Origin of the sequence: Brachybacterium sp. EE-P12 (genome assembly GCF_003711805.1) — a bacterium.
Taxonomy (GTDB): Bacteria; Actinomycetota; Actinomycetes; order Actinomycetales; family Dermabacteraceae; genus Brachybacterium.
Genome location: NZ_QXCP01000004.1, coordinates 543,843 through 566,727 on the forward strand (window position 1 = coordinate 543,843; position 22,885 = coordinate 566,727).

The following is a 22,885-nucleotide window of genomic DNA, read 5'->3' on the forward strand; positions in this document are numbered from 1 at the left end:
TTCGCCGAGGAGGAGGCCGAGCTCCTGCGCGGCGCCGCCCGGGATGCCGCCGAGCTCGAGGCGATGACCCGTCGGCGCGAGGCGGGGGAGTTCCTCGAGCATGTCGTGGGGAGAGTCGAAGTGATGGGGGAGCGCCTGGCCGTCGGGCCCGGGGTGTTCGTGCCCCGTCGGCGCACCGAGCTGCTGATCGGCGAGGCGGTGCGCGCCGCCGCTGCCCGCCGCGCACCGCGCGTGCTCGAGATGTGCGCCGGCGCCGCACCCGTCGCCGCGCTCGTCGCACGGCGGGTGCCGGGCGCGCTCGTCCACGCGGCCGACGGCGACGCCGCCGCGCTCGCCGTCGCCCGTCGGAACCTTCCCCCGCGGGCTCGACTCCATCACGGCGACGGCTGGGCCGCTCTGCCCCAGGGAGAGCGCTTCGACGTGATCGCCGCGGTGCCGCCCTACGTGCCGCACGAGCGGCTCGCGCTGATGCCCCGCGAGGCCCGCGAGCACGAGCCGCGGGCCGCGCTGCTGGGCGGGGAGGACGGGTTGGACCATGTGCGTGCGCTGATCGCCGGCGCCGCCGACCATCTCGCCCCGGGCGGGGTGCTGCTGCTCGAGATGCACCGCGAGCAGTGCCGCGCCGCGCGGGAAGCCGCGCATGCCACCGGCCGGCTCGGCCCGGTGGACCAGGTGCTCGGCGAGGACGGCAGCACGGTCGTGCTGCGGGTGCACGCCGGTCCCCTCGCCCCCGCCGGGGCCCCCGCCGATCTCGTGCTCCTGCGCAGGGTGCGGGATCGCATGGACCGGGAGCACGACCGTCCGCTCGATGTCGAGGCCCTGGCCGCAGGGGTGCATCTCTCGGCCGGGCACCTCAGCCGCCGCTTCCGGGAGGAGTTCGGGGAGTCGCCCTACTCCTATCTCATGACCCGTCGGATCGAGCGGGCCATGGCCCTGCTGCGCAGCACCGACCGCAGCGTCACCGACATCTGCATGGACGTCGGCTTCACCTCGCCGGGCACGTTCAGCACTCGCTTCAAGGAGCTCGTGGGCGTGCCGCCGAGCGCCTATCGCCGCCATGGCGCCGAGGTGCTCGACGGGATGCCTCCCTGCATCGCCCGCAGGATCACCAGACCGATCAGGAATCGAGAAGCGCCCGGCGCCGCCACCTCGTAGCGTTCCTCCCATGACCACCACGCCGCGCCACGCGCTCACCATCCACTCCAGCTTCCTGCCCCATACCGACCCCGAGGCCTCCCTCGCGTTCTACCGCGACGTGCTCGGCTTCGAGGTGCGTCTCGACGTCGGCGGCGGCCCGATGCGCTGGATCACCGTGGGTCCGGTCGGACAGCCCGACACCGCCTTCGTGCTCCATCCCCTCCTGGAGGGGAACGGCATCACCGCCGAGGAGCACGCCGCGCTGCGCTCGGTGATCGCCAAGGGCGCCTACTTCGGCGCGAACCTCGCCGCGGCCGACCTCGACGCGACCTTCGCGGCGCTCGCGGCCGCAGGCGCCGAGATCGTCCAGGAGCCCGTCGACCAGGACTACGGGATCCGCGACTGCGCCGTGCGCGACCCCGCCGGGAACCTCATCCGCATCCAGCAGGCCGCCGCCTGAACGACTCGAGACCGACCCCGGGAGGAACTCATGACCCGAGCGACCGATGACACCGCCGGCACCTTCAGCGCCGCCGAGAAGGAGGCGATGCGCGCCCGTGCCGAGGAGATCCGCGCCGAGAAGGCCCAGGGCCGCGGCGCGAAGAAGCGCGAGAGCGACCGCGCGAAGCTCGAGAAGCTGATCGACGGCCTGCCCGAGGGCGATCGACGCGACGCGCAGCGCGTCCACGAGATCGTCTCCCTCGTCGCGCCGCAGCTGGATCCCCGCACCTGGTACGGGATGCCCGCCTGGGCGCTCGACGGCGAGGTGGTCTGCTTCTTCACGCCCGCCTCGAAGTTCGACGAGCGCTACAGCAGCTTCGGCTTCAACGCCCCCGCCCGCCTCGACGAGGGGAGCATGTGGGCGACGTCCTTCGCGGTCACCGAGGTGGACGACGCCGCGGCCGAGAGGATCGCCGCGCTCGTGGCGCGCGCCCTCGGCTCCTGACCGACGACGGCCGCGCGCGGGATCCGGGACCATGCAGGTCCCGGAACCCGGCAAGGCCGGGACGGAGGCGTCTCCGCCTCCGTCCCGGCCCGGCGATGCGGCCTCACTCCCAGCGGAACAGCGCCCCTGCCACGACGGTCCCGACCACCACGGCGCCGGCGAGCGCGACCAGCGCCTGACCGGGCAGGGGCTGACCCGCCCACGCCGCACCGAGCGCATCCACCCCCGCGCCGAAGGGGAGCAGCGCGCCGATCTCGGCGAGCGGCCCCGGCAGCGAGTCTCGCCCGCCGAACATGCCGCCCAGCGCCCCGAGACCCAGGAAGCCGAGCAGCCCGATCGCGACCCCCGCGCTCGGCGAGGGCGCGACGGCGGCGACGATCATCCCCGTGGCGTACATCGCCGCGGCGATGAGGACCAGAGCCCCCAGCGCCGACCACAGGTGCAGCGGCGGATTCGCGCCGAAGGCGAGGGCCGCCACGACGGCGGCCGCGAGGATGCCGAGCGCCGCCTGCACCGCCGAGACGAGCGCCTGGGCGAGCAGCACCAGCACGGGGGAGGCCGGGGTCACCGCGAGGCGGCGGAGGATCCCGGCCTTGCGGTAGTAGGCCAGGAAGCTCGGCATGTTCAGCACGCCCACGAAGGCGAGCACCATCACCAGCACCAGCGGGAGCACGTACAGGTCCAGGACCGTGCGGCCCGCGACGACCTCCTGCCGGCTCGCCCCCGAGGCGCTCGTGAGAAGTATCAGCAGCGGGAGCGCGAAGGGGGTGAGCAGTCCCGCGATGTCGCGGGCGATCATCTTCCCCTCGGCGCGCGCCAGCATCATCAGCGCACGCGCTCCGGGCCGTCGGGGCCGTCCGGTGGGTGCGGTGAGGGCGGAAGCGTCCTGGGCGGCGGTCATCGGGGAGTCTCCTGTTCTCGGGGCGAGTCGCCGGTCAGGGCGACGAAGGCGTCCTCGAGGGTCGCGGCGCCCGCGGCGGCGGCGACCTCGGCGGGGGTGCCGGAGGCGAGGACGCGTCCGGCTCCGAGCAGGACGATCCGGTCGCACAGGCGCTCCACCTCGTCCATCGCATGGCTGACCAGGAGGATGGTCACGCCCTCGGCGCGCAGCGTGTCGAGGGTGCGCCACATGCGCCGCCGCGCCGCCGGGTCGAGACCCGTGGTGAGCTCATCGAGGATCAGCACGCGGGGTCGGCCGATCATCGCCAGTGCCACCGAGACCCGCTGCTGCTGCCCGCCGGAGAGATGCTCGAAGCGGATCCTCTCCTGCGCGCGCAGCTCCAGGAGCTCCAGCAGCTCCCCGCGGGGACGCGGAGCGGGGTAGAAGCTGCCGTACAGATCCATGAGCTCGCCGACGGTGAGTGCGCCGTGGAGCTGGCTCTCCTGGAGCTGGACGCCGAGCACCTGTCGCAGGGCGGCACGGTCCCGCACCGGGTCCAGACCGAGCACCGAGATCCGTCCGGCATCCGCACGGCGCAGGCCGGCCACGAGCTCGACCGTGGTGGTCTTGCCCGCACCGTTGGCGCCGAGGATGCCGACGGTCTCACCCCGGCGGACCTCCAGATCGAATCCGTCCACGGCGGGTCGTCCGCGATAGCTCTTGCGCAGCCCGGCGATCCGCACGGCCGGGCACTGCCTGCTGTCCCTGGTCATGCCTCGACGCTACGGAGCGGCGCCCGCGGTGCGCCGGTGCCGGCGGTCACCGGCTCGGGGGCGCCGGACCATGACCATCGGCACGGGCGGGGCCGGACCCGCCGCCCTACGCTGGGGTCATGCCTTGGTTGAGGACGGAGGGCTGGGCCGGGGCGGTGATGCTGGCGGTCGCCGTCGGCGTCTCCCTGCCCGCGCTGCTGGGCGTGATCGAGTCCGCGCTGCCGCGCCCGGTGTGGCTGCTGCTGCTCGTGGCGTACCTGCTGGGTTTCGGCGCCATGGGCGTGGTCGGGCGGCCATGGTGGGAGCGGGCCTCGATCATGGTCGCGGTGCTGTGCTCCTGGGCGCTGATCCTCTCGACGGCCGGCGGCGGCCTGATCCAGGTGCTCGTCGTGCTCACCGCCGCCGCGAGCGTGTACGTCGTGCGACCGGCATGGACGTCCCTGATCATCCTGGCGAACACCGGCGTGGTCCTGGCGTCGGTCCAGATCGCCGGAGCGGGCCTGGTCGAGTCGCTGCTCCTCTCGCTGTTCTACCTGCTGATCCAGGTCGCGAGCGCCTTCAGCACGGCGACCCTGCTGCGCGAGGTCCGGATGCGCAGGGAGCTCGCCCGCGCCCATGTCGAGCTGCGGGCGGCGGGCGTCCTCCTGGAGGAGTCGGCGCGGACCGCGGAGCGGCTGCGGATCTCGCGCGAGCTGCACGATCTCATCGGGCACCAGCTCACCGTCCTCGCCCTCAGCCTCGAGGCCGCCCGGCACCTCGAGGGCGAGCAGTCCCGTCGCCAGGTCGAGCGCGCCGACCAGGTGGCCCGTGAGCTGCTGGGCGACGTGCGCGCGACGGTGGGGGAGATGCGGGCACGGCCGATGGATCTCGGTGCCGCGCTGCGCGGCATGGTCGAGGGCATCCCCGGCCTCGACGTCGAGATCGAGGTCGACGACGAGCTGCGCCTGGCCGAGACCGAGCAGATCGCCCTGATCAGGCTCGCCCAGGAGACGGTGACCAACACGATCCGCCATTCCGAGGCGACCCGGCTGCGGATCGACGTGACCGTGCAGGAGGGCGGCGGCGTCGTGCTGCTCGCCCGTGACGACGGCGTCGGCGCCGGCGAGCTCGCGCTCGGGAACGGGCTGCGGGGGCTGACGGAGAGGTTCGAGCAGCTCGGCGGGGAGATCACCATCGACCCCGGACCCGGCTTCCCGGTGCGTGGACGCCTGGTGGGCTCATGACGCGGGTGATCGTCGTGGACGACCAGGCTCTCGTGCGCGAGGGGATCCGCACCCTGCTCGAGGTCGCCGGGATCGACGTGGTCGCCGAGGCGGAGGACGGCGCGCAGGCGCTCGCCGCGATCGAGGAGCACGCACCCGAGGTCGTGCTCATGGACCTGCGCATGCCGCGCCACGACGGGATCTGGGCGCTCGAGCGGCTGCGCGAGCAGCGCAGCGACGTGCCGGTGCTGGTGCTGACCACCTTCGACGACGATCAGCTGGTGCTGCGCGCGCTCAGGGCGGGGGCGCGCGGCTATCTGCTCAAGGACGTCACCATCGCCCGGCTCGCCCATGCGGTCGAGGTGCTGGCCGGGGGCGGCACGCTCATGTCCCCCTCGATCACAGACTCCCTGCTGCGCGCGCTGCGAGAGGGCGCGACGGAGCGGGAGGCCCACGAGGTGCCGCTGCAGGCGCTCACCGCTCGCGAGACCGAGGTGCTGCGACTCGTGGCGGAGGGATGCAGCAACCGGGAGATCGCCGAGGTGCTGCACCTCGCCGAGGGCACCGTGAAGAACCACCTCTCGGCGATCCTGACCAAGACCGGCTCTCGCGACCGCACCAGCGCGGTGCTCCGTGCGCTGCGCGAGGGCCTTCTGGGGTGAGGTGCAGCTCTGGACGAGAACAGGCCGCATCCCGCCCTGACCAGGGGAGATGCGGCCTGTCCGCTGGAGCGGGCGACGGGAATCGAACCCGCGTAATCAGTTTGGAAGACTGAGGCTCTACCATTGAGCTACGCCCGCGTGCCGCTCCATTGAACCAGATCAGCGCCGTTCGAGCACATCCGGCGTGGGCCGGGCGACATGCATCTGCTCACAGCCTCGCGGGCGCTCTCCGCCGACGCGCGGGCGGACCGGGTAATATCCCCTGGGTTGCCCTCCGGGGTGTAGCTCAGCTTGGTAGAGCACCCGCTTTGGGAGCGGGACGTCGCAGGTTCAAATCCTGTCACCCCGACTCCGCCACCGGGTCGCCTCCGCGCGAGCTCCGGGGCACCGCCAGAATCGTCCATCCGATGTCCATCCACAGGGAGACCTGACCAGTGAAGACCGAGTCCGAGAAGCTCAGCCCCACCAGGGTGAAGCTCACCGTCGAGGTGCCCTTCGACGAGCTCAAGCCCGCCGTCGAAGCAGCCACCAAGAAGATCGCCGACTCCGTGCAGATCCCCGGCTTCCGCAAGGGCAAGGTCCCCTCCAAGCTCGTCGAGCAGCGCTTCGGCCGTCCCGCCATCATGCAGGAGGCCGTCAACGACTCCCTGCCCGACTTCTACCAGCAGGCCGCGGCCGAGGCGGAGCTCAAGCCCGTCGGCCGCCCCGAGGTCGAGGTCACCGAGATCCCGGGCCTGGACGGCGCCGAGGACGGCGAGCTGCGTTTCACCGTCGAGCAGGACGTCCGCCCCGAGATCGCGCTGCCGGACTTCGCCTCCTACGAGGTCGAGATCGAGGAGCCCGCGGTCGACGAGGACGCCGTCGAGGTGCGCCTGACCGAGCTGCGCGAGCGCTTCGGCACCCTCGTGGGCGTCGACCGCCCTGCCGAGGACGGCGACTTCGTCTCCCTCGACATGGTCGCCACCATCGACGACGAGGAGATCGAGTCCGTCGAGGGCGTCTCCTACCGCATCGGCGAGGGCAACATGCTCGACGGCCTCGACGAGGCGCTGATCGGCCTGTCCGCCGAGGAGACCACCACCTTCGTCTCGAAGCTCGCCGGCGGCGATCGTGCCGGCGAGGAGGCCCAGGTCAAGGTCACCGCGCAGTCCGTCAAGGTGCGCGAGCTGCCCGAGGCCGACGACGAGTTCGCCGAGATGGCCTCCGAGTTCGACACCATCGACGAGCTCAAGGAGGACCTCAAGGCGCAGGCCGCGAAGGACGCCGAGGGCAACCGCGTGGCCCTGGCCCGCAACGCCCTGCTCGAGAAGCTCCTCGAGGAGCTCGAGATCCCCGTGCCCGAGCAGCTGGTCGAGGACGAGATCCTCTCCCACCTCGAGAACGAGGGCAAGGAGGCCGGCGACCCGCACGGCGAGGAGATCCGCGAGGACACCGAGAAGGCCGTCCGCGCTCAGTTCCTGCTCGACGAGATCAACGGCTCCCGACAGGTCGACGTCGACCAGAACGACCTGATGAGCTACATGGCGCAGCTCTCGGCGCAGTACGGCATCGAGCAGAACCAGCTGCTGCAGATGCTCGCGCAGTCCGGCCAGCTCGAGCAGATCTTCGCCGAGGTCCAGCGCTCCAAGGCGCTCGACGTGGTCCTCGCCGACGTGACCGTCAAGAACGAGTCCGGCGACGTGCTCGACCTGGGGCTGAAGGCCCAGGACGAGGGCGAGGAGGCGGCCGACGACGCGGAGGAGAAGACCGAGGAGAAGGCCGAGGAGAAGGCCCCCGCGAAGAAGGCCCCCGCGAAGAAGGCTCCGGCCAAGAAGGCCGCCGCCGAGAAGCCGGCCGCGAAGAAGGCCGAGGCCTCCGAGGGCGAGACCGCCGAGGACGCGGAGGTCGAGAAGCCCGCCGCGAAGAAGGCGCCCGCGAAGAAGACCCCGGCGAAGAAGGCCCCGGCCAAGAAGACCGCCGCCAAGAAGGACTCGGCCGCCGAGTCCGAGGACGCGAAGGACGCGGCCGACAAGGCCGAGTGACGCACCGCCCCTGACCGGGCATCGCCCGGACAGCGCACCGCTCCGACCGGACGGTGTCCTGATCGGGTCGCAGCGACGGGCCGCCACCCCCTGGGGTGGCGGCCCGTCGTCGTCGATGGAAGACTCCCCGTCCCGGCGAGCGCCGGGACCCTCCGACGCCCGGGAGCCCCCCATGACACCTCGCCCCTCCGGCCGACACGACGATCCCGATGATCCCGCGAGTACCCCGCCCGGCAGGGTCACCTGGGGGTTCACCGCCTCGCTCGACGGCTTCATCACGGGTCCCGAGCACGACATGTCCTGGCTCGAGGCCTGCCCGCCGATGGGCGAGGAGGTCGTCGCTCGGCTCGCCGCCCCCGTCGGCGTGATCATCTCCGGCCGGCGCGGCTACGACGCCGCGATCGCCCGAGCGGCCGAGCGCGGCGAGCTCACCTCCGAGGCGTACGGCGGTGCATGGGGCGGGGTCGAGATCGTGCTGACCCATCGGCCGGAGGAGCTCGACGACGATCCCTCGGTGATCGCTCTGGACGTCGACGTGGCCGAGGCGATCCGCCGCGCCCGCGAGCTCGCGGCGGGGAGGGACGTGCAGATCATCAGCGCCGGCATCGCGCGCCAGGCCCTCGAGCTCGACCTCGTCGACGAGCTGCAGATCTTCTCCGCGCCGGTCATGCTCGGCGACGGGACACGCGCCTTCTCGGTCCCGGGCGGACGACGGATCGACTGGGAGCTGGTGGGGCCGATCCCTGGGGCGGAGGCCGGGTTCGGCCGCGTCTACCGCCCGCGCCGAGCCGCGGGCTGAGGGCGCGGGGAGCAGGAACGGCCCGGCCCCCGCGAGGGGAGCCGGGCCGTGGGCCGGGGTGCCGGGAGGCTCAGCGGTAGGTGACGAAGCCGATCGGGTTGCCCCAGATGGAGCGTTCGACGACGCGCTGCTTCGAGCCGGAGGCGTCGATGATCTGGCCGTTGCCGGCGTAGATCGCGACGTGGCCGGACCAGGCGACGATGTCGCCGGGCTGGGCCTGCGACTGGGAGATCCAGCGGCCGCCGTTGGCGATCTGGCCGGAGGTGCGCGGCAGGGAGATGCCCGCCGCCTTGTAGGCGTAGTTCACGAGGCCCGAGCAGTCCATGCCGCTGAGCGAGGAGCCGCCCCAGGAGTAGGGGGTGCCGACGGCCGAGCGGGCCGCGTTGACGATGGCGCTGCTCGAGGAGCTCGAGGAGCCGGAGGAGGCCGAGGGCGCGGAGGCGCCGCCGGTGGAGACGCCGCCGTTGAGGGCGCCGCGGGTCTTGGGGCCGACGACACCGTCGACCTGCAGGCCCTTCGAGGACTGGTAGTCCTTGACGGCCGCGTGGGTGCGCTTGCCGAACACGCCGTCGACGGCGAGGTTCGCGCCGTGGGAGTTCAGCGCGGTCTGCAGCTCCTTGACGGAGCTGCCGCGGGAGCCCCAGCGGAGCTTCTGGGTGGTGTTCAGGGCGGCGGAGGGGGCGACCGTCGGCGCGGTGGCCGGGGCGGACGCGGACGGCGCGGCGGCCGGGGCGCTCGGGGCGGCAGGGGCCGCCTGCGCCGAGGAGCCGACGAAGGCCGAGCCGAGGACGACGGTGCCGAGGACGGCGGCGCCGCCGAGACCGCGAGCGGCGACCGTGGCCTGCTGCGTCGGGAGCTGGGCGCGGCCGGGGAGGCGGTGGGAGTTGTGCTGAGCCATGAGAGCGGTGCGTTCCTTCCGGTCCCGACCACTGTCGGGGGATGTCCTGCGGGATGTCGTGACCTCTGGGGGTCGGGGCGATGACCTCACAGTACGAGCGGCGCAGGCCGCCTCAGAAGGCGCTTGGCAGACCCGGAGAGCGCTCTTGGGGAGGTTTTTGCACAGTCGCAGGAAGTCGTGACCGAGTCTCGCCCCGGCTTGACGATCCCCGGACGGGTCCGCCACATCCTGGGCGGCGGCGTGCGGTCGGGCGGCGAGCGGCCGGGGCCCCACGGTCCCTCGAACGCCCAGGCCTCGACAGCCCCTTCGTCGGCCTCGGCCCAGTGCGCCTGCGGCGAACAGGGTCCGTGCCCGTCCCGCCCAGCGCCTAGAGTCGACCCATCGACGATTCCCGCGATCTAGGAGCCACCGTGACCTCTAAGACCCCGCAGAGCAACCAGCCCTCCGCGCCCCGTGCCGCGGCGGGCGACTCCCTGATGGGCCTCGACGACAACGTCTACCAGCGCCTTCTGCGCGAGCGCATCGTGTGGCTCGGCTCGGAGGTCCGCGACGACAACGCCAACGCGATCTGCGCGAAGATCCTGCTGCTGGCGGCCGAGGACCCCGACAAGGACATCTACCTGTACATCAACAGCCCCGGCGGCTCGATCACCGCGGGCATGGCCATCTACGACACGATGCAGTTCGTGAGGCCCGACGTCGTCACCGTCGGCATGGGCATGGCGGCGTCGATGGGGCAGTTCCTGCTCTCGTCGGGGACCAAGGGCAAGCGCTACGCGACCCCCCACACCCGAGTGCTGATGCACCAGCCGCTGGGCGGCCTCGGCGGCACCGCCACCGACATCCGCATCCAGGCCGACCTCATCCTGTCCATGAAGCAGCAGCTCGCCGAGCTGATCGCGGAGCAGACGGGCAAGAGCGTCGAGCAGATCCACGCCGACTCCGACCGCGACCACTGGTTCACGGCGACCGAGGCGCTCGAGTACGGCTTCATCGACAAGATCGTCACCGGCTCCGGTGACGTCACGGGCGGCGGCGGCACCGACGACTGACCGCCCCTCCCACGCCTACAGACACCCACGCGACCAGGAGACCCCGTGACCTTCGATCCCCGCACCATCGGCGCGCTGCCCACCGCCCAGGCCGGCGGCCGCCCCGCCCCCATGGCCCCGATGCCCACCTCGCGCTACGTGCTGCCCCAGTACGAGGAGCGCACCGCCTACGGCTTCAAGCGCCAGGACCCCTACACCAAGCTCTTCGAGGACCGCATCATCTTCCTCGGCGTGCAGGTGGACGACGCCTCGGCCGATGACGTCATGGCGCAGCTGCTCGTGCTCGAGTCCCAGGACCCCGACCGCGACATCACGCTGTACATCAACAGCCCCGGGGGCTCCTTCACGGCGCTGACCGCGATCTACGACACGATGCAGTACATCAAGCCCGAGATCACCACCGTGTGCCTCGGCCAGGCGGCCTCCGCCGCCGCCGTGCTGCTCGCCGCCGGCAGCCCCGGCAAGCGCCTCGCGCTCCCGAACGCCCGGATCCTCATCCACCAGCCCGCGATGGGTGGCGAGGGCGGTGGCGGCCAGGCCTCCGACCTCGAGATCCAGGCGAACGAGATCATGCGCATGCGCGAGTGGCTCGAGGAGACCCTCGCCCACCATTCGGGCCGCACCAAGGAGCAGATCAGCAGCGACATCGAGCGCGACAAGATCCTCACCGCGCAGGCGGCCCTCGACTACGGCCTGGTCGACCAGGTGCTCGCCTCCCGCAAGGAGGTGCGTCCGGCCATCGGGCGCTGAGGCGAGGACGGTCCGGTCCGGGGCCCGTCCGGCCAGCACGCCGCAGGGCGGCACGGATTCCTCCGTGCCGCCCTGCGGCGTGTCCGGCTCCCGACGGCCACGGCGTTCCGCCCTCAGCGAGCCTGCGCGGCGCCCCGGGAGGCTCCGGGTAGGCTGGTCGGGTCCGAGCGCCGAGGAGGAGGACAGCTGTGGCACGTACGAGCGAGACCGGTGACGTCTTCAAGTGCTCCTTCTGCGGCAAGTCGCAGAAGCAGGTCGAGCGCCTGATCTCCGGGCCCGGGGTGTACATCTGCGAGGAGTGCATCGAGCTGTGCAACGAGATCATCGCCGAGGAGATCCAGGCCGCGCAGCCCGCCGCCGAGGAGCAGGCCCCGCTGCCCGCGCCGCGGGAGATCTTCGACTTCCTCGAGGAGTACGTGGTGGGACAGGAGCCCGCCAAGCGCTCTCTCGCCGTCGCCGTCTACAACCACTACAAGCGCGTGCGCGCCCAGGACTCCGAGCAGGCCGGCCCGTCCGCGAAGAGCGCCGCCGAGGCCCTCGCCGAGGAGGCCGGCACCGACCACGAGGACATCGAGGTCGCGAAGTCCAACGTGATGCTCGTCGGCCCCACCGGCTGCGGCAAGACCTATCTCGCCCAGACCCTCGCGAAGATGCTCGACGTCCCCTTCGCGATGGCGGACGCGACCGCGCTGACCGAGGCCGGGTACGTCGGCGAGGACGTCGAGAACATCCTGCTGAAGCTGCTGCAGGCTGCGGACTACGACGTGAAGAAGGCCGAGCGCGGCATCATCTACATCGACGAGGTGGACAAGATCGGCCGCAAGGCCGAGAACCCCTCGATCACCCGTGACGTCTCCGGGGAGGGCGTGCAGCAGGCGCTGCTGAAGATCCTCGAGGGCACCGTCGCGGCGGTGCCGCCCCAGGGCGGGCGCAAGCACCCCCATCAGGAGTTCATCCAGATCGACACGACGAACGTGCTGTTCATCGTGGCGGGCGCCTTCGCCGGGATCGAGGACATCATCAGCTCCCGGATCGGCAAGCGCGGCATCGGCTTCGGCTCCGAGCTGCACTCGCCGCTCGAGCAGGAGGCCCTCTACTCCAAGCTGCTGCCGGAGGACCTGTTGAAGTTCGGGCTGATCCCCGAGTTCATCGGCCGCCTGCCGGTCATCACCAGCGTGTCCAACCTCGACCGCGACGCGCTGATCACGATCCTCACCGAGCCGCGCAACGCGCTCGTGAAGCAGTTCCGCAAGATGTTCGCCCTGGATGGTGTCGAGCTCGACTTCGAGCGCAGCGCCCTCGAGGCCATCGCCGACAAGGCCGTGGAGCGCGAGACCGGCGCGCGCGGCCTGCGCGCGATCCTCGAGGAGGCGCTCCAGCCGGTGATGTTCGAGGTGCCCTCCCGCGACGACGTGGTCAAGGTCGTCATCACCGAGGGCGTCGTCACCGAGGGGCGGGCCCCGCTCATGCTCACCGGCAAGGACGCGGACCGCGCCGAGGCCGACGACCGCCAGGAGCGCACTGCATGAGCACCCCCTCTCCCGCGGGCGGGACCCGCGAGGCGGAGGTCGAGCGCGCCCGGCAGCTCCTCGGCGAGGAGCGGCGCAGCATCGACAACATCGACGCCGCGCTCGTGCACCTGCTCGCCGAACGGTTCTCCCACACCCAGCGGGTCGGGGTGCTGAAGGCCGAGCACGGCCTGCCCCCGGCGGACCCGTCCCGCGAGCAGCAGCAGATCGATCGCCTGCGCACCCTCGCCGACGAGGCCGGTCTGGACCCCACCTTCGCCGAGGCGTTCATGCGCTTCATCGTCACCGAGGTGATCCGCCACCACGAGCGGATCCGCGAGGAGGGTCAGGCCGGCGCCTGAGCGGCCCCGGCCCCCGCCTCGCCGTACCTGCAGGACTCGTCTCCGGCGGGTCCCTGCGCTGGTAGCATCGCTGCCATGGCTCGAAAGACGTTCCTCGACTGGCCGGTGCTCCGGCAGCTTCGCGGAGCGGATCCGACCGGACGCGGCACCGCCGTCACGTCCGCGCGGACCCGCAGCACCGCCCCGCGCACCGCCCAGGCCGACGGCGTCACCGAGAGCATCTGCCCCTACTGCGCGGTCGGCTGCAGCCAGCGGATCTTCCACCAGGACGGCCGCGTCATCCAGATCGAGGGCAACCCGAGCTCCCCGGTCTCCCGCGGCCGCCTGTGCCCCAAGGGCGCCGCGAGCGAGCAGCTCGCGAACTCCTACCTGCGCCAGACGAAGGTCCGCTACCGCCGCCCGTACGGGACCGAGTGGGAGGACCTCGACCTCGAGGTCGCGATGGACATGATCGCGGACCGCTTCATCCAGGCGCGCCGCGACCACTGGGAGGACGAGGACGAGCACGGCCATCCCCTCCGACGCACGATGGGCATCGCCAGCCTCGGCGGCGCGACCATCGACAACGAGGAGAACTATCTGATCAAGAAGTTCTTCACGGCGGCGGGCGCCATCCAGATGGAGAACCAGGCCCGCATATGACACTCCGCCACGGTTCCCAGTCTGGGAGCCTCGTTCGGTCGTGGCGGTGCCACGAACACGGTGCAGGACTTCGCCAACGCTGACCTCATCGTCATCGAGGGCTCGAACATGGCCGAGGCCCACCCGGTCGCGTTCCAGTGGGTGATCGAGGCGCGCAAGCGAGGCGCCCGGGTCATCCACGTCGACCCGCGCTTCACCCGCACCTCGGCCAACGCGGATCGGCACATCCCGATCCGCACCGGCACCGACATCGTGCTGCTCGGCGGGGTGATCCGGCACGTGCTCGAGAACGAGCTGTACTTCAAGGAGTACGTGCAGGCGTACACGAACGCCTCCACGCTCATCTCCGAGGAGTACGGGGACCCCGAGGACCTCGACGGACTGTTCTCCGGCTACGACCCGGAGACCGGCACCTACGACGACTCCACCTGGGCGTACGCGGGCGACCCGGAGCAGATCGCGCGCGGCCTGCCTGAGCGGGACGAGACGCTGCAGCACCCCCGCACCGTCTTCCAGATCCTCAGGCGCCACTACGCGCGCTACACGCCGCAGATGGTGCAGGACACCTGCGGCATCTCCCCGGAGGACTTCGAGTACCTCGCCACCTCGATCGCGGAGAACTCCGGGCGCGAGAGGACCACGATGTTCGCCTACGCGCTGGGCTGGACCCAGCACCAGGGCGGGGCGCAGATGATCCGCACCTCCGGCATCCTGCAGCTGCTCATGGGCAACGTGGGCCGGCCCGGCGGCGGCATCATGGCGCTGCGCGGCCACGCCACGATCCAGGGCTCCACCGACATCCCCACCCTGTACCACATCCTCCCCGGCTACCTGCCCATGCCGAAGGCCGGCCAGGACGACTTCGCCGAGTACACCCGCGGGATCGGCAAGAAGGAGCAGAAGGGCTTCTGGGCGAACGCGGACGTCTACGCCATCAACCTGCTGAAGGCCTGGTGGGGCGAGCATGCGAGCGCCGAGAACGACTGGGGGTTCCACAACCTCCCCCGGCTCACCGGCGCGCACGGCACCTACCAGACCCTCATGCGGATGCTCGAGGGCGACGTCGACGGGTACTTCCTGTTCGGCCAGAACCCTGCGGTCGGCTCCGCGAACGGGCGCATGCAGCGCCTGGGGCTGTCGAACCTGAAGTGGATGGTGGTGCGCGACTTCTACATGATCGAGTCCGCGACCTTCTGGAAGGACGGCCCGGAGGTCGAGTCCGGCGAGCTCTCCCCGGAGCAGATCGGCACCGAGATGTTCTTCCTGCCCGCCGCCAACCACACCGAGAAGGCGGGGTCGTTCACCCAGACCCAGCGCATGGTGCAGTGGCGGGACAAGGCCGTGGAGCCCCCGGGCGATGCGCGGAGCGACCTCGAGTTCATGTACGACCTCGGGCGGCGCGTGCTCGCGAAGCTCGCGGACTCCACCGATCCGCGTGACCGGCCGCTCCTGGACCTCACCTGGGACTATCCCGTCGACGAGCACGGTGACCCCGACGCCGAGGCGGTCCTCGCCGAGATCAACGGCCGGCACATCGCCGGGGAGAAGGCCGGGCAGCCGTTGGCCTCCTTCGGCGAGATGAAGGACGACGGCACGACGATCGGCGGCTGCTGGATCTACTCCGGCGTCTACGCCGACGGCGTCAACCGCGCCCGGAAGCGCACCCCCGGCCAGGAGCAGGACGAGACCGCCGCCGACTGGGGCTGGGCCTGGCCCGCGAACCGTCGGATCCTCTACAACCGCGCCTCCGCCGACCCCGAGGGCCGGCCCTGGAGCGAGCGGAAGAAGTGGGTGTGGTGGGACGAGGAGTCCGGGACCTGGACCGGCAAGGACGTGCCGGACTTCCCGGCGACGAAGCGGCCCGACGATCCGGGCGACCCGAGCAAGGGCGGCGCCGCCGCCCTCGCCGGCACGGATGCATTCATCATGCAGGCCGACGGGCGCGGCTGGCTCTTCGCCCCCACCGGGATGGTCGACGGGCCGATGCCGACGCACTACGAGTCGCCCGAATCCAACATCCGCAACCCTCTGTACGCGCAGCAGTCCAATCCCACCCGCGTCACCTTCCGGGACGAGGACAACCTCAGCTCACCGGGCGCGATGGGGGCCGGCGGCGAGGTGTACCCCTACGTGTTCACCACGTACCGGATCACCGAGCACCACACCGCCGGCGGCATGAGCCGCTTCCTGCCCTATCTCTCCGAGCTCCAGCCGGAGATGTACTGCGAGGTCTCCCCGGAGCTCGCCGAGGAGATCGGGCTGGAGCCCTACGGCTGGGCGACGATCATCTCCGCGCGCAATGCGATCGAAGCCAAGGTGCTGGTCACCGAGCGCATGACACCGCTGCGCGTGGGGGAGCGGACCGTCCACCAGATCGGGCTGCCCTTCCACTGGGGGCGCGGCAGCGAAGCGGTCGTCCAGGGCGACGGCGCGAACGACCTGATCGGCATGAACCTCGACGCCAACACCCAGATCCAGAACAGCAAGAACAACTCGTGCACGATCATCCCGGGCCGCCGCCCCCGAGGTGCCGGGCGCGCGGAGCTCGTGGAGGCCTATCGGCGACGGGCCGGGCTGATCCCCGAGCTGCACCCGCAGGTCGACGGGGCCGACGGCGCGCCCGGCGCCGGCCCGGTCACCGAGGGGACGCCGCATCCAATGCGCGGCCCCGAGGAGGCCTCGGCCGTGCCCACGGGAGAGCCGTCGATGAAGGAGATGAGGAACCGATGAGCCTGCTCGCCGGCGAGGAGGGCCCCGCCGCCCAGAGCGGATGGGGCCACGATCACGAGCGCAAGGGCTTCTTCACCGACACCTCGATCTGCATCGGCTGCAAGGCCTGCGAGGTGGCGTGCAAGGAGTGGAACCGCAACCCGATCGACGGGAACCTCGAGATCCTCGGCTCGAGCTACGACAACACCGGCGCGCTGGGCGCGAACACCTGGCGCCACGTCGCCTTCGTCGAGCAGGGTCGGGAGCGGATCGAGGAGGCGCGGGAGTCGGGGCGCAAGCTGGTCAGCCTCGGCATGCCGGGGATCGGCCCGAAGTCCTCCGGGGCCCGCGGCGCGACCCCCGCCGGCGACCTCTCCCAGGTGGACCGCACCCCGCCGGACACCCCCGAGTTCCGCTGGCTGATGTCCTCGGACGTCTGCAAGCACTGCACCAACGCCGGTTGCCTGGACGTGTGCCCGACCGGGGCGATCTTCCGCTCCGAGTTCGGCTCCGTCGTGGTCCAGCAGGACGTGTGCAACGGCTGCGGCACCTGCGTGAGCGCCTGCCCCTTCGGCGTCATCGAGCGGCGCGACGACGGCACCGTCTCCCCGTTCGCGGTGCGCGAGGAGGAGGATCCGCGTCGCGGCACGGCGAGCAAGTGCACGCTGTGCTACGACCGGCTGGTCGACGGGGAGGAGCCCGCCTGCTCTGCGACCTGCCCCACCCAGTCCATCACCTTCGGCGACCACCCCGACCTGGCCGAGGACGCGAAGCAGCGCGTCGCGGACCTGCACGCGCGGGGGATGACCGAGGCGCGTCTGTACGGCACGAACCCGAAGGACGGTGTGGGCGGGACCGGCTCGGTGTTCCTGCTGCTGGACGAGCCCGAGGTCTACGGGCTCCCGCCGGATCCGCAGGTGCCCACCAAGTCCCTGCCGAAGACCTACGCCCGCACCGGTCTGGCCGCCGCGGGCATGGTCGCGGCCGTCGCGCTGTCCTTCCTGGGGGCGCGCCGATGAGCCTGACCGAGTTCGACGCGGACCGCCCGCCGGAGAAGCCCCGCCGGCGCCGCGGAGACGGAAGACGGCGCCGCCGCCGCGGCCTCGGCGAGATCGGCATGGGCGACGGCTCCCGCGAGGGCGCCGTCGTCGAGGACGTCGAGTTCGAGCGGGCCGACGAGTACGGCTCCTACTACGGCCGGCCCGTCGTCAAGGCACCGCCGTGGAAGGCGCCGATCGCGGTGTACCTGTTCCTCGGCGGTGTGGCCGGCGGCTCGGGCCTGCTGGCCTTCGGCGCGCAGTGCACGCGTCGGCCGCTGCTGCGCCGCAACGCCCGGCTCGTCGCGCTCGGGACCGTCGGCCTCGGCACCGTGGCGCTCATCGAGGACCTCGGCCGGCCCGAGCGGTTCCTGAACATGATGCGCACCGTGAAGGTCACCAGCCCCATGAGCCTCGGCACCTGGGTGGTGGGCGGGTTCGCCTCGCTGTCCGGGGTGCTCGGAGCGCTCGAGGTGGACCGGATGACGGGGCGGAAGCTGCCGCTCGGGCCGCTGCGGCCGCTGCTCGGCGCCGCCGAGGGCCCCGCCTCGCTCGGCCAGGTCGTGCTCGCGCCCCTGCTCGCCTCCTACACCGGGGCGCTGCTGGGCAACACGATCGTCCCCACCTGGGAGGCCGGCCGCGGGCACCTCTCCTATCTCTTCGCCTCCTCGGCGAGCCTCGCCGCGGGCGGGGCCGCGATGGTCACCACGCCCGTCGCGGAGGCCGGCCCCGCCCGGCTGCTCGCCGCCGCCGGGGTCGCCGGTGACGTGGTGAGCATGCACCGCATGAAGGAGTCGATGCATCCGCTGGAGCGGGAGCCGCTCGAGACCGGCACGCCCGGGAAGCTGCTGACCTGGGCGGAGCGGCTCGCGGTCGCGGGCGGCATCGGCGCCCTCCTCGGCGGACGCAGCCGTGTGGTCGCCGCGGCCAGCGGCGCCGCGCTCCTGACCGCCTCGGCCCTGACCCGCTTCGGGGTGCTGAACGCCGGGCTCGAGTCCGTGAAGGACCCGCGCCGGGTGATCGAGCCGCAGAAGGCGCGCCTCGCCGCCCGGCGGGCCGCCGGCATCACCGACGACTCGATCACGGCCGGCGGCTGAGCGGCCCCGTCAGCGCACCCGGATGCCTTCGCCCGCGACGGTCTCGCCGATCACCGGGAAGCCCGGCACCTCGCCGATCACGAGCAGGCCACCGCTGGTCTGCGCATCGGCGAGCAGCAGCAGGTCCTCCTCGGCGAGGCCGGGCCCGGCCTCGACCGCATGGCGCACCCAGTCGAGGTTCCGACGGGTGCCGCCGGAGACGTACCCGTCCCTCAGCGCCTCGGCGGCGCCGTCCACGAGCGGCACCGCCGCACGGTCGACCACCATGCCCACCTCGGAGGCGCGGCCCATCTTGAACAGGTGGCCGAGCAGCCCGAAGCCGGTCACGTCCGTGGCGGCCCGCGCACCGGCGGCGAGGGCGGCCCGGGACGCGTCCCGGTTCAGGGTCGTCATCACCTCGATCGCCGCCTCGGAGACCTCGCCGGTGGACTTCATGCGGTTGTTCAGCAGGCCCACGCCCAGCGGCTTCGTCAGCGTGATCGGCAGGCCCGCCTCTGCGGCGTCGTTGCGCAGCAGACGGTCGGGGCGGGCGGTGCCGGTGACGGCCATGCCGTACTTCGGCTCCGGATCGTCGACCGAGTGCCCGCCGATGACCGGCACCCCGGCCTCCTGCGCGATGGCGAGCCCGCCGGCGAGCACCTGCTGCAGCAGCTCGTAGGGCAGCACCTCGCGCGGCCAGCCCACGAGGTTGATCGCGACGACGGGCTCGCCGCCCATCGCGTAGATGTCGCTGAGCGCGTTCGCCGCGGCGATGCGGCCCCAGTCGTAGGCGTCGTCGACGACGGGCGTGAAGAAGTCGGCGGTCGAGAGCACGGCGGTGTCCCCGTCGGCCCCGCCGATCCGCACCGCCGCAGCATCGTCCCCGTCGTCGAGCCCGACGATCACCTGGGCGCAGTCCTGGCCGGCGAGGGTCGAGACGACCTCCTCGAGCTCGCCCGGCGGGATCTTCGAGGCGCAGCCGCCGCCGTGCGCCATGGTGGTCAGGCGGATCGAGGGGCGCGCGAGGGGCTGGATCGGGGAATCGCTCATGGCCCGACGATAGCCCGCGCGGCGCGGGCCGGCGCCGCGTGCGCACAGCCGTTCACGCGAAGGTCTGCGCAGGTCCGGCGGTGATATCGTCACGGGCGGAGGCGTACGTGTCCTGGTGGGCGCCCCAGTCTTCAAAACTGGTGAGACCGAGCAGCTCGGTCTGGCGGGTTCGATTCCCGTCCGCCTCCGCCACTCGTCCCCGGCCTCCCGCCGGGGTCCGTCCGCGCGCCGAGGAGACCGCCGTGCCGAAGTCCGACGCCGTTCCGACCGGCGGGGACCCGCGTCGACGCATCCCCCGCACCGATGCGCTGCTGGCACGGCCCGAGGTCGCCGCGGCGGCCGCCGCGATGGGGGACCGAGTGGTGCGGGACGTCGTCCGCGCCGCCCAGGACCGGGCGCGTATCGGTCAGATGGCCCCCGAGCAGGTGCTGGACGCCGTGCTCGAGGCGCTCGGGGATCGCACCGCCTCCTCGCTGCGGCCCGTGCTGAACGCGACGGGCGTCATCGTCCACACGAACCTCGGCCGTGCACCGCTCTCCGCCGCCGCACGGGACGCCCTGCAGGATGCGGCCGGGTACACCGACGTCGAGTTCGATCTCGCCACCGGCACCCGCTCCCGCCGCGGCGCCGGTGCCCGGGCGGCGCTGCTCGCCGCCTGCCCCGCCGCCGAGGACGCGCTCGTGGTCAACAACGGGGCCGCGGCGCTGCTGCTCGCGACGACCGCGCTCGCCGCGGGCAGGGAGGTGCTGTGGAGCCGCGGGGAGCTCGTCGAGATCGGGGCCGGGTTCCGCCTCGCCGAGCTCGTCGCCTCCGCCGGGGCACGGGTCCGCGAGGTCGGCACCACCAACCGCACTCACGCGAGCGACTACCGCGAGGCCTGCGCCGCCGCGACGGGCAGGGAGATCGGCGCGATCCTCAAGGTCCACACCAGCAACTACCGCATCGAGGGCTTCACGAGCGAGGTGGGCATCGCCGAGCTCGCCGAGATCGCCCACCAGCACCAGCTGCCGCTGATCGCCGATCTCGGCTCCGGACTGCTTCGCCCCGAGTCGGCCCTGCCTGCGGAGCCCGACGCCTCCGCCGCGCTCGAGGCCGGCGCGGACGTGATCCTCACCAGCGGCGACAAGCTCCTCGGCGGCCCGCAGGCGGGGATCCTGCTGGGCCGCGCCGAGGTCATCGCCCGCCTGGCCCGCCATCCGCTGGCCCGCGCGGTCCGGGCCGACAAGCTCGCCCTCGCCGCGCTCGAGGCGACCCTCGCCGGACCCGTCCCGCCCGTCCTCGCCGCCCTGCGCACCGACCCGGACGTGCTGCGCGAGCGCACCGACCGCCTCGCCGCGCGCCTCGGCGGACGCACCGTCGCCCACGACGGACGGGTCGGCGGCGGGGGAGGGGCCGAGGTGCCGCTGCCCGGCTGGGCCGTCGCCCTCGAGCCCGCTCTCGCCGGGCCGCTGCGGCTCGGCAGGCCCGCCGTCGTCGCGACCCTCCGCGAGGACGCCTGCCTGCTGGACCTGCGCTGCGTGCCCGAGGAGGACGACGAAGCCCTGGCCGAGGCCGTCGAGGCCGCGCGGGGAGGCTCACGCTGATGCAGGTGATCGCCACCGCCGGGCACGTCGACCACGGCAAGTCCACGCTGATCCGCGCGCTGACCGGCATCGAGCCCGATCGTCTGGCCGAGGAGCGGCGGCGCGGCCTCACGATCGACCTCGGCTTCGCCTGGACCACCCTGCCCTCGGGCCAGGAGGTCTCCTTCGTCGACGTCCCCGGCCACGAGCGGTTCCTCGGCAACATGCTCGCCGGTCTCGGCCCGGCTCCGATCGTCTGCTTCGTCGTCGCGGCCGACGAGGGCTGGCAGGCCCAGTCCTCGGACCACCGCGACGCCGTCGCCGCGCTCGGCATCGACCAGGGGCTGCTGGTGATCACCCGGGCCGATCTCTCCCCCGAGCAGGTCCCCGCAGTCACCGCCCAGGCACGCGCCGAGCTCGCCGGCACCGGCCTCGCCGACGCCCCCGTCCTCGCCGTCTCCGCCGTCACCGGCCACGGGATGGAGGAGCTGCGCGAGACGCTCGGCGCGCTCGTCGCCGCCGCGCGCCGCCCCGAGGCCCAGGACCGGGTGCGGCTGTGGGTGGACCGCTCCTTCACCGTGCCCGGCGCCGGCACCGTCGTCACCGGCACCCTCGCCGCCGGCACCCTGCAGCGCGAGGACCGGCTCACCCTGCACGGCTCACACGGCGCCGGGGACGGGGCGGCGGTCCAGGTGCGCGGCCTGCAGAGCCGCGGCGGCCAGGTCGATGCGCTCGGCCCGGTCAGCCGCGCCGCCGTGAACCTCCGCGGCCTCGACGCCGAGCAGATCGGCCGCGGCGACGCGCTGCTGACCCCCGGCGCCTGGCATCTCACCGCGCAGGTCGACGTGCGCCGCATGACGGGCACGGGCCTCGGCGACACCCCGACGGAGCTCATCGCCCATGCGGGCACCGCGGCCGTCACCGCCCGGGTGCGTCCCTTCGGCGCCGACCACGCCCGACTCACGTTCGAGCGCCCCCTGCCGCTGGCCGTCGGCGATCCGCTCGTGCTGCGCGGCAGCGGCAGCCGCTCCGTCCTGGGCGGCGTGCGGGTCCTCGACGTCGACCCTCCCGTCCTGGACCGGCGTGGCGACGGCACCCGTCGGCGCACGACCCTCGAGGCGATGCCGGGGGGCGGCGACCTCGTCCACGAGGTGACGCGCCGCGGTGCGGTCGCGGAGCAGGAGCTCGTCCGCTACGGCATCGCGGTGCCGCAGCAGCTGCCTGCGGGCCTCGGACGCCGTGACGGGCATCTCGTCGACGACGAGGCGCTGTGCGCCTGGCGGACGCGTCTGACCGCCCTGGTCGCCGAGTCTCAGCAGGCCGATCCGCTCTCCGCCGGGCTATCGCGCAAGGCCGCGGCGGATGCCCTGGCGCTGCCCGTCCCGGGCCTGCTCGACGCCGTGGTCGCCGCCGCCGGTCTCGAGCTCGACGCCGGACGGGTGCGGGACCCACGGACCGCTGCGGGCCTCGGCGCGGCGGAGGAGGGGATCTCCACGCTCGAGCGGCGTCTGGCCGAGGACCCCTTCCGCGCCCCGGAGTCCGAGGAGCTCGCGGCACTTCGCCTCGGCGCCCGGGAGCTCGCGGCCGCCGCCGCGCAGGGTCGCGTGCTGCGCCTGCCGGACGAGGTGGTGCTCCTGCCCACCGCCCCCGCGCTCGCCATGCGGGAGCTCGCCCGGCTCGACCAGCCCTTCACCACGAGTCAGGCGCGGCAGGCGCTGGGGACCACGCGACGCATCGCGATCCCGCTGCTGGAGCACCTCGACGCCCGCGGCTGGACCCGCCGCGTGGACGCCGGGCACCGCGAGGTGGTGCGCTGAGA

The 22,885-nt window shown here is 72.8% G+C and carries 20 protein-coding genes and 3 tRNA genes; 18 read left to right on the top strand and 5 right to left on the bottom strand.

What is annotated here, in order from left to right; genetic code table 11:
- Nucleotides 1–708: 708 nt before the first annotated feature.
- The 3 genes from D1648_RS05580 to D1648_RS05590 are packed head-to-tail and all read left to right on the top strand — an operon-like array spanning nt 709 to nt 2,083.
- A complete protein-coding gene (locus D1648_RS05580) occupies nt 709–1,155 on the top strand; it encodes a helix-turn-helix transcriptional regulator (protein ID WP_241155399.1) in 447 nt (148 codons plus the stop codon).
- 10 nt (nt 1,156–1,165) lie between these two features.
- A complete protein-coding gene (locus D1648_RS05585; protein ID WP_122939802.1) occupies nt 1,166–1,597 on the top strand; it encodes a VOC family protein in 432 nt (143 codons plus the stop codon).
- 30 nt (nt 1,598–1,627) lie between these two features.
- Complete coding sequence (locus tag D1648_RS05590; protein WP_122939803.1) at nt 1,628–2,083, top strand: iron chaperone; 456 nt, start codon at nt 1,628–1,630, stop codon at nt 2,081–2,083.
- 103 nt (nt 2,084–2,186) lie between these two features.
- Here the strand turns inward: D1648_RS05590 and D1648_RS05595 are convergent, their stop codons facing one another.
- Nucleotides 2,187–2,984 (bottom strand): ABC transporter permease, encoded by a 798-nt coding sequence (locus D1648_RS05595; RefSeq protein ID WP_122939804.1) that lies wholly within the window; start codon nt 2,982–2,984, stop codon nt 2,187–2,189.
- Nucleotides 2,981–3,736 (bottom strand): ABC transporter ATP-binding protein, encoded by a 756-nt coding sequence (locus D1648_RS05600; RefSeq protein ID WP_122939805.1) that lies wholly within the window; start codon nt 3,734–3,736, stop codon nt 2,981–2,983. The genes D1648_RS05595 and D1648_RS05600 overlap by 4 nt, the downstream gene beginning before the upstream one ends.
- Nucleotides 3,737–3,855: 119 nt before the next feature.
- Between D1648_RS05600 and D1648_RS05605 the strand changes: the two genes are divergently transcribed.
- Nucleotides 3,856–4,959 (top strand): sensor histidine kinase, encoded by a 1,104-nt coding sequence (locus tag D1648_RS05605; RefSeq protein WP_241155364.1) that lies wholly within the window; start codon nt 3,856–3,858, stop codon nt 4,957–4,959.
- Entirely contained in the window at nt 4,956–5,600 is a 645-nt protein-coding gene (locus D1648_RS05610; RefSeq protein ID WP_122939807.1) for a response regulator transcription factor, read from the top strand. The genes D1648_RS05605 and D1648_RS05610 overlap by 4 nt, the downstream gene beginning before the upstream one ends.
- Nucleotides 5,601–5,664: 64 nt before the next feature.
- On the opposite strand, the gene D1648_RS05615 is transcribed toward D1648_RS05610, so the two are convergent.
- Nucleotides 5,665–5,738: transfer RNA gene (locus tag D1648_RS05615), tRNA-Gly, on the bottom strand.
- A 137-nt stretch (nt 5,739–5,875) separates the two neighbouring features.
- On the opposite strand from D1648_RS05615, the gene D1648_RS05620 reads away from it, so the two are divergent.
- The 3 genes from D1648_RS05620 (at nt 5,876) to D1648_RS05630 (ending at nt 8,420) form a co-directional block, all read left to right on the top strand.
- Nucleotides 5,876–5,949, top strand: a tRNA-Pro gene (locus D1648_RS05620).
- An 85-nt stretch (nt 5,950–6,034) separates the two neighbouring features.
- Complete coding sequence (gene tig, locus D1648_RS05625) at nt 6,035–7,621, top strand: trigger factor (RefSeq protein WP_122939808.1); 1,587 nt, start codon at nt 6,035–6,037, stop codon at nt 7,619–7,621.
- 172 nt (nt 7,622–7,793) lie between these two features.
- Complete coding sequence (locus D1648_RS05630; protein WP_122939809.1) at nt 7,794–8,420, top strand: dihydrofolate reductase family protein; 627 nt, start codon at nt 7,794–7,796, stop codon at nt 8,418–8,420.
- A gap of 70 nt (nt 8,421–8,490) precedes the next feature.
- Here D1648_RS05630 and D1648_RS05635 read toward each other — a convergent pair whose 3' ends face one another.
- Nucleotides 8,491–9,318 (bottom strand): C40 family peptidase, encoded by an 828-nt coding sequence (locus D1648_RS05635; protein WP_122939810.1) that lies wholly within the window; start codon nt 9,316–9,318, stop codon nt 8,491–8,493.
- A gap of 410 nt (nt 9,319–9,728) precedes the next feature.
- Between D1648_RS05635 and D1648_RS05640 the strand changes: the two genes are divergently transcribed.
- The 7 genes from D1648_RS05640 (at nt 9,729) to nrfD (ending at nt 18,475) form a co-directional block, all read left to right on the top strand.
- Entirely contained in the window at nt 9,729–10,370 is a 642-nt protein-coding gene (locus D1648_RS05640; RefSeq protein WP_122939811.1) for an ATP-dependent Clp protease proteolytic subunit, read from the top strand.
- Nucleotides 10,371–10,481: 111 nt separating this feature from the next.
- Nucleotides 10,482–11,120, top strand: coding sequence for an ATP-dependent Clp protease proteolytic subunit (locus D1648_RS05645; RefSeq protein ID WP_164518627.1), 639 nt, complete (start codon nt 10,482–10,484; stop codon nt 11,118–11,120).
- 188 nt (nt 11,121–11,308) lie between these two features.
- Entirely contained in the window at nt 11,309–12,649 is a 1,341-nt protein-coding gene (gene clpX / locus D1648_RS05650) for an ATP-dependent Clp protease ATP-binding subunit ClpX (protein ID WP_122939813.1), read from the top strand.
- Nucleotides 12,646–12,990 carry a chorismate mutase gene (locus tag D1648_RS05655; RefSeq protein ID WP_122939814.1) on the top strand — a complete coding sequence of 115 codons (345 nt, stop codon included), beginning with the start codon at nt 12,646–12,648 and terminating at the stop codon, nt 12,988–12,990. Before clpX ends, D1648_RS05655 begins: the two co-directional genes overlap by 4 nt.
- A 75-nt stretch (nt 12,991–13,065) precedes the next feature.
- Nucleotides 13,066–16,362, top strand: a complete 3,297-nt coding sequence (gene fdnG / locus D1648_RS05665) for a formate dehydrogenase-N subunit alpha (RefSeq protein ID WP_241155365.1) — start codon at nt 13,066–13,068, stop codon at nt 16,360–16,362.
- On the top strand, nt 16,359–17,360 hold the full coding sequence (locus D1648_RS05670; protein WP_122939817.1) for a 4Fe-4S dicluster domain-containing protein: 1,002 nt from the start codon (nt 16,359–16,361) through the stop codon (nt 17,358–17,360). Before fdnG ends, D1648_RS05670 begins: the two co-directional genes overlap by 4 nt.
- The gene (gene nrfD, locus D1648_RS05675) at nt 17,357–18,475 is read left to right on the top strand and encodes an NrfD/PsrC family molybdoenzyme membrane anchor subunit (RefSeq protein WP_122939818.1); all 1,119 of its coding nucleotides are present in this window, start codon (nt 17,357–17,359) and stop codon (nt 18,473–18,475) included. The genes D1648_RS05670 and nrfD overlap by 4 nt, the downstream gene beginning before the upstream one ends.
- Before the next feature lie 9 nt (nt 18,476–18,484).
- Here nrfD and selD read toward each other — a convergent pair whose 3' ends face one another.
- Complete coding sequence (gene selD, locus D1648_RS05680; protein WP_122939819.1) at nt 18,485–19,504, bottom strand: selenide, water dikinase SelD; 1,020 nt, start codon at nt 19,502–19,504, stop codon at nt 18,485–18,487.
- A gap of 97 nt (nt 19,505–19,601) precedes the next feature.
- Here selD and D1648_RS05685 point away from each other — a divergent pair.
- The 3 genes from D1648_RS05685 (at nt 19,602) to selB (ending at nt 22,883) form a co-directional block, all read left to right on the top strand.
- Nucleotides 19,602–19,696: transfer RNA gene (locus D1648_RS05685), tRNA-Sec, on the top strand.
- 50 nt (nt 19,697–19,746) lie between these two features.
- Complete coding sequence (selA, locus tag D1648_RS05690; protein ID WP_122939820.1) at nt 19,747–21,087, top strand: L-seryl-tRNA(Sec) selenium transferase; 1,341 nt, start codon at nt 19,747–19,749, stop codon at nt 21,085–21,087.
- Nucleotides 21,087–22,883 carry a selenocysteine-specific translation elongation factor gene (gene selB, locus D1648_RS05695; RefSeq protein WP_122939821.1) on the top strand — a complete coding sequence of 599 codons (1,797 nt, stop codon included), beginning with the start codon at nt 21,087–21,089 and terminating at the stop codon, nt 22,881–22,883. Before selA ends, selB begins: the two co-directional genes overlap by 1 nt.
- Nucleotides 22,884–22,885 lie beyond the last annotated feature (2 nt).

Coding starts and splice junctions, on each gene's coding strand:
- D1648_RS05585 (WP_122939802.1), top strand. CDS start 1,166: ATGACCACCACGCCGCGCCACGCGCTCACCATCCACTCCAGCTTCCTG.
- D1648_RS05590 (WP_122939803.1), top strand. CDS start 1,628: ATGACCCGAGCGACCGATGACACCGCCGGCACCTTCAGCGCCGCCGAG.
- D1648_RS05595 (WP_122939804.1), bottom strand. CDS start 2,984: ATGACCGCCGCCCAGGACGCTTCCGCCCTCACCGCACCCACCGGACGG.
- D1648_RS05600 (WP_122939805.1), bottom strand. CDS start 3,736: ATGACCAGGGACAGCAGGCAGTGCCCGGCCGTGCGGATCGCCGGGCTG.
- D1648_RS05605 (WP_241155364.1), top strand. CDS start 3,856: ATGCCTTGGTTGAGGACGGAGGGCTGGGCCGGGGCGGTGATGCTGGCG.
- D1648_RS05610 (WP_122939807.1), top strand. CDS start 4,956: ATGACGCGGGTGATCGTCGTGGACGACCAGGCTCTCGTGCGCGAGGGG.
- D1648_RS05630 (WP_122939809.1), top strand. CDS start 7,794: ATGACACCTCGCCCCTCCGGCCGACACGACGATCCCGATGATCCCGCG.
- D1648_RS05635 (WP_122939810.1), bottom strand. CDS start 9,318: ATGGCTCAGCACAACTCCCACCGCCTCCCCGGCCGCGCCCAGCTCCCG.
- D1648_RS05645 (WP_164518627.1), top strand. CDS start 10,482: ATGGCCCCGATGCCCACCTCGCGCTACGTGCTGCCCCAGTACGAGGAG.
- D1648_RS05655 (WP_122939814.1), top strand. CDS start 12,646: ATGAGCACCCCCTCTCCCGCGGGCGGGACCCGCGAGGCGGAGGTCGAG.
- D1648_RS05670 (WP_122939817.1), top strand. CDS start 16,359: ATGAGCCTGCTCGCCGGCGAGGAGGGCCCCGCCGCCCAGAGCGGATGG.
- nrfD (WP_122939818.1), top strand. CDS start 17,357: ATGAGCCTGACCGAGTTCGACGCGGACCGCCCGCCGGAGAAGCCCCGC.
- selD (WP_122939819.1), bottom strand. CDS start 19,504: ATGAGCGATTCCCCGATCCAGCCCCTCGCGCGCCCCTCGATCCGCCTG.
- selB (WP_122939821.1), top strand. CDS start 21,087: ATGCAGGTGATCGCCACCGCCGGGCACGTCGACCACGGCAAGTCCACG.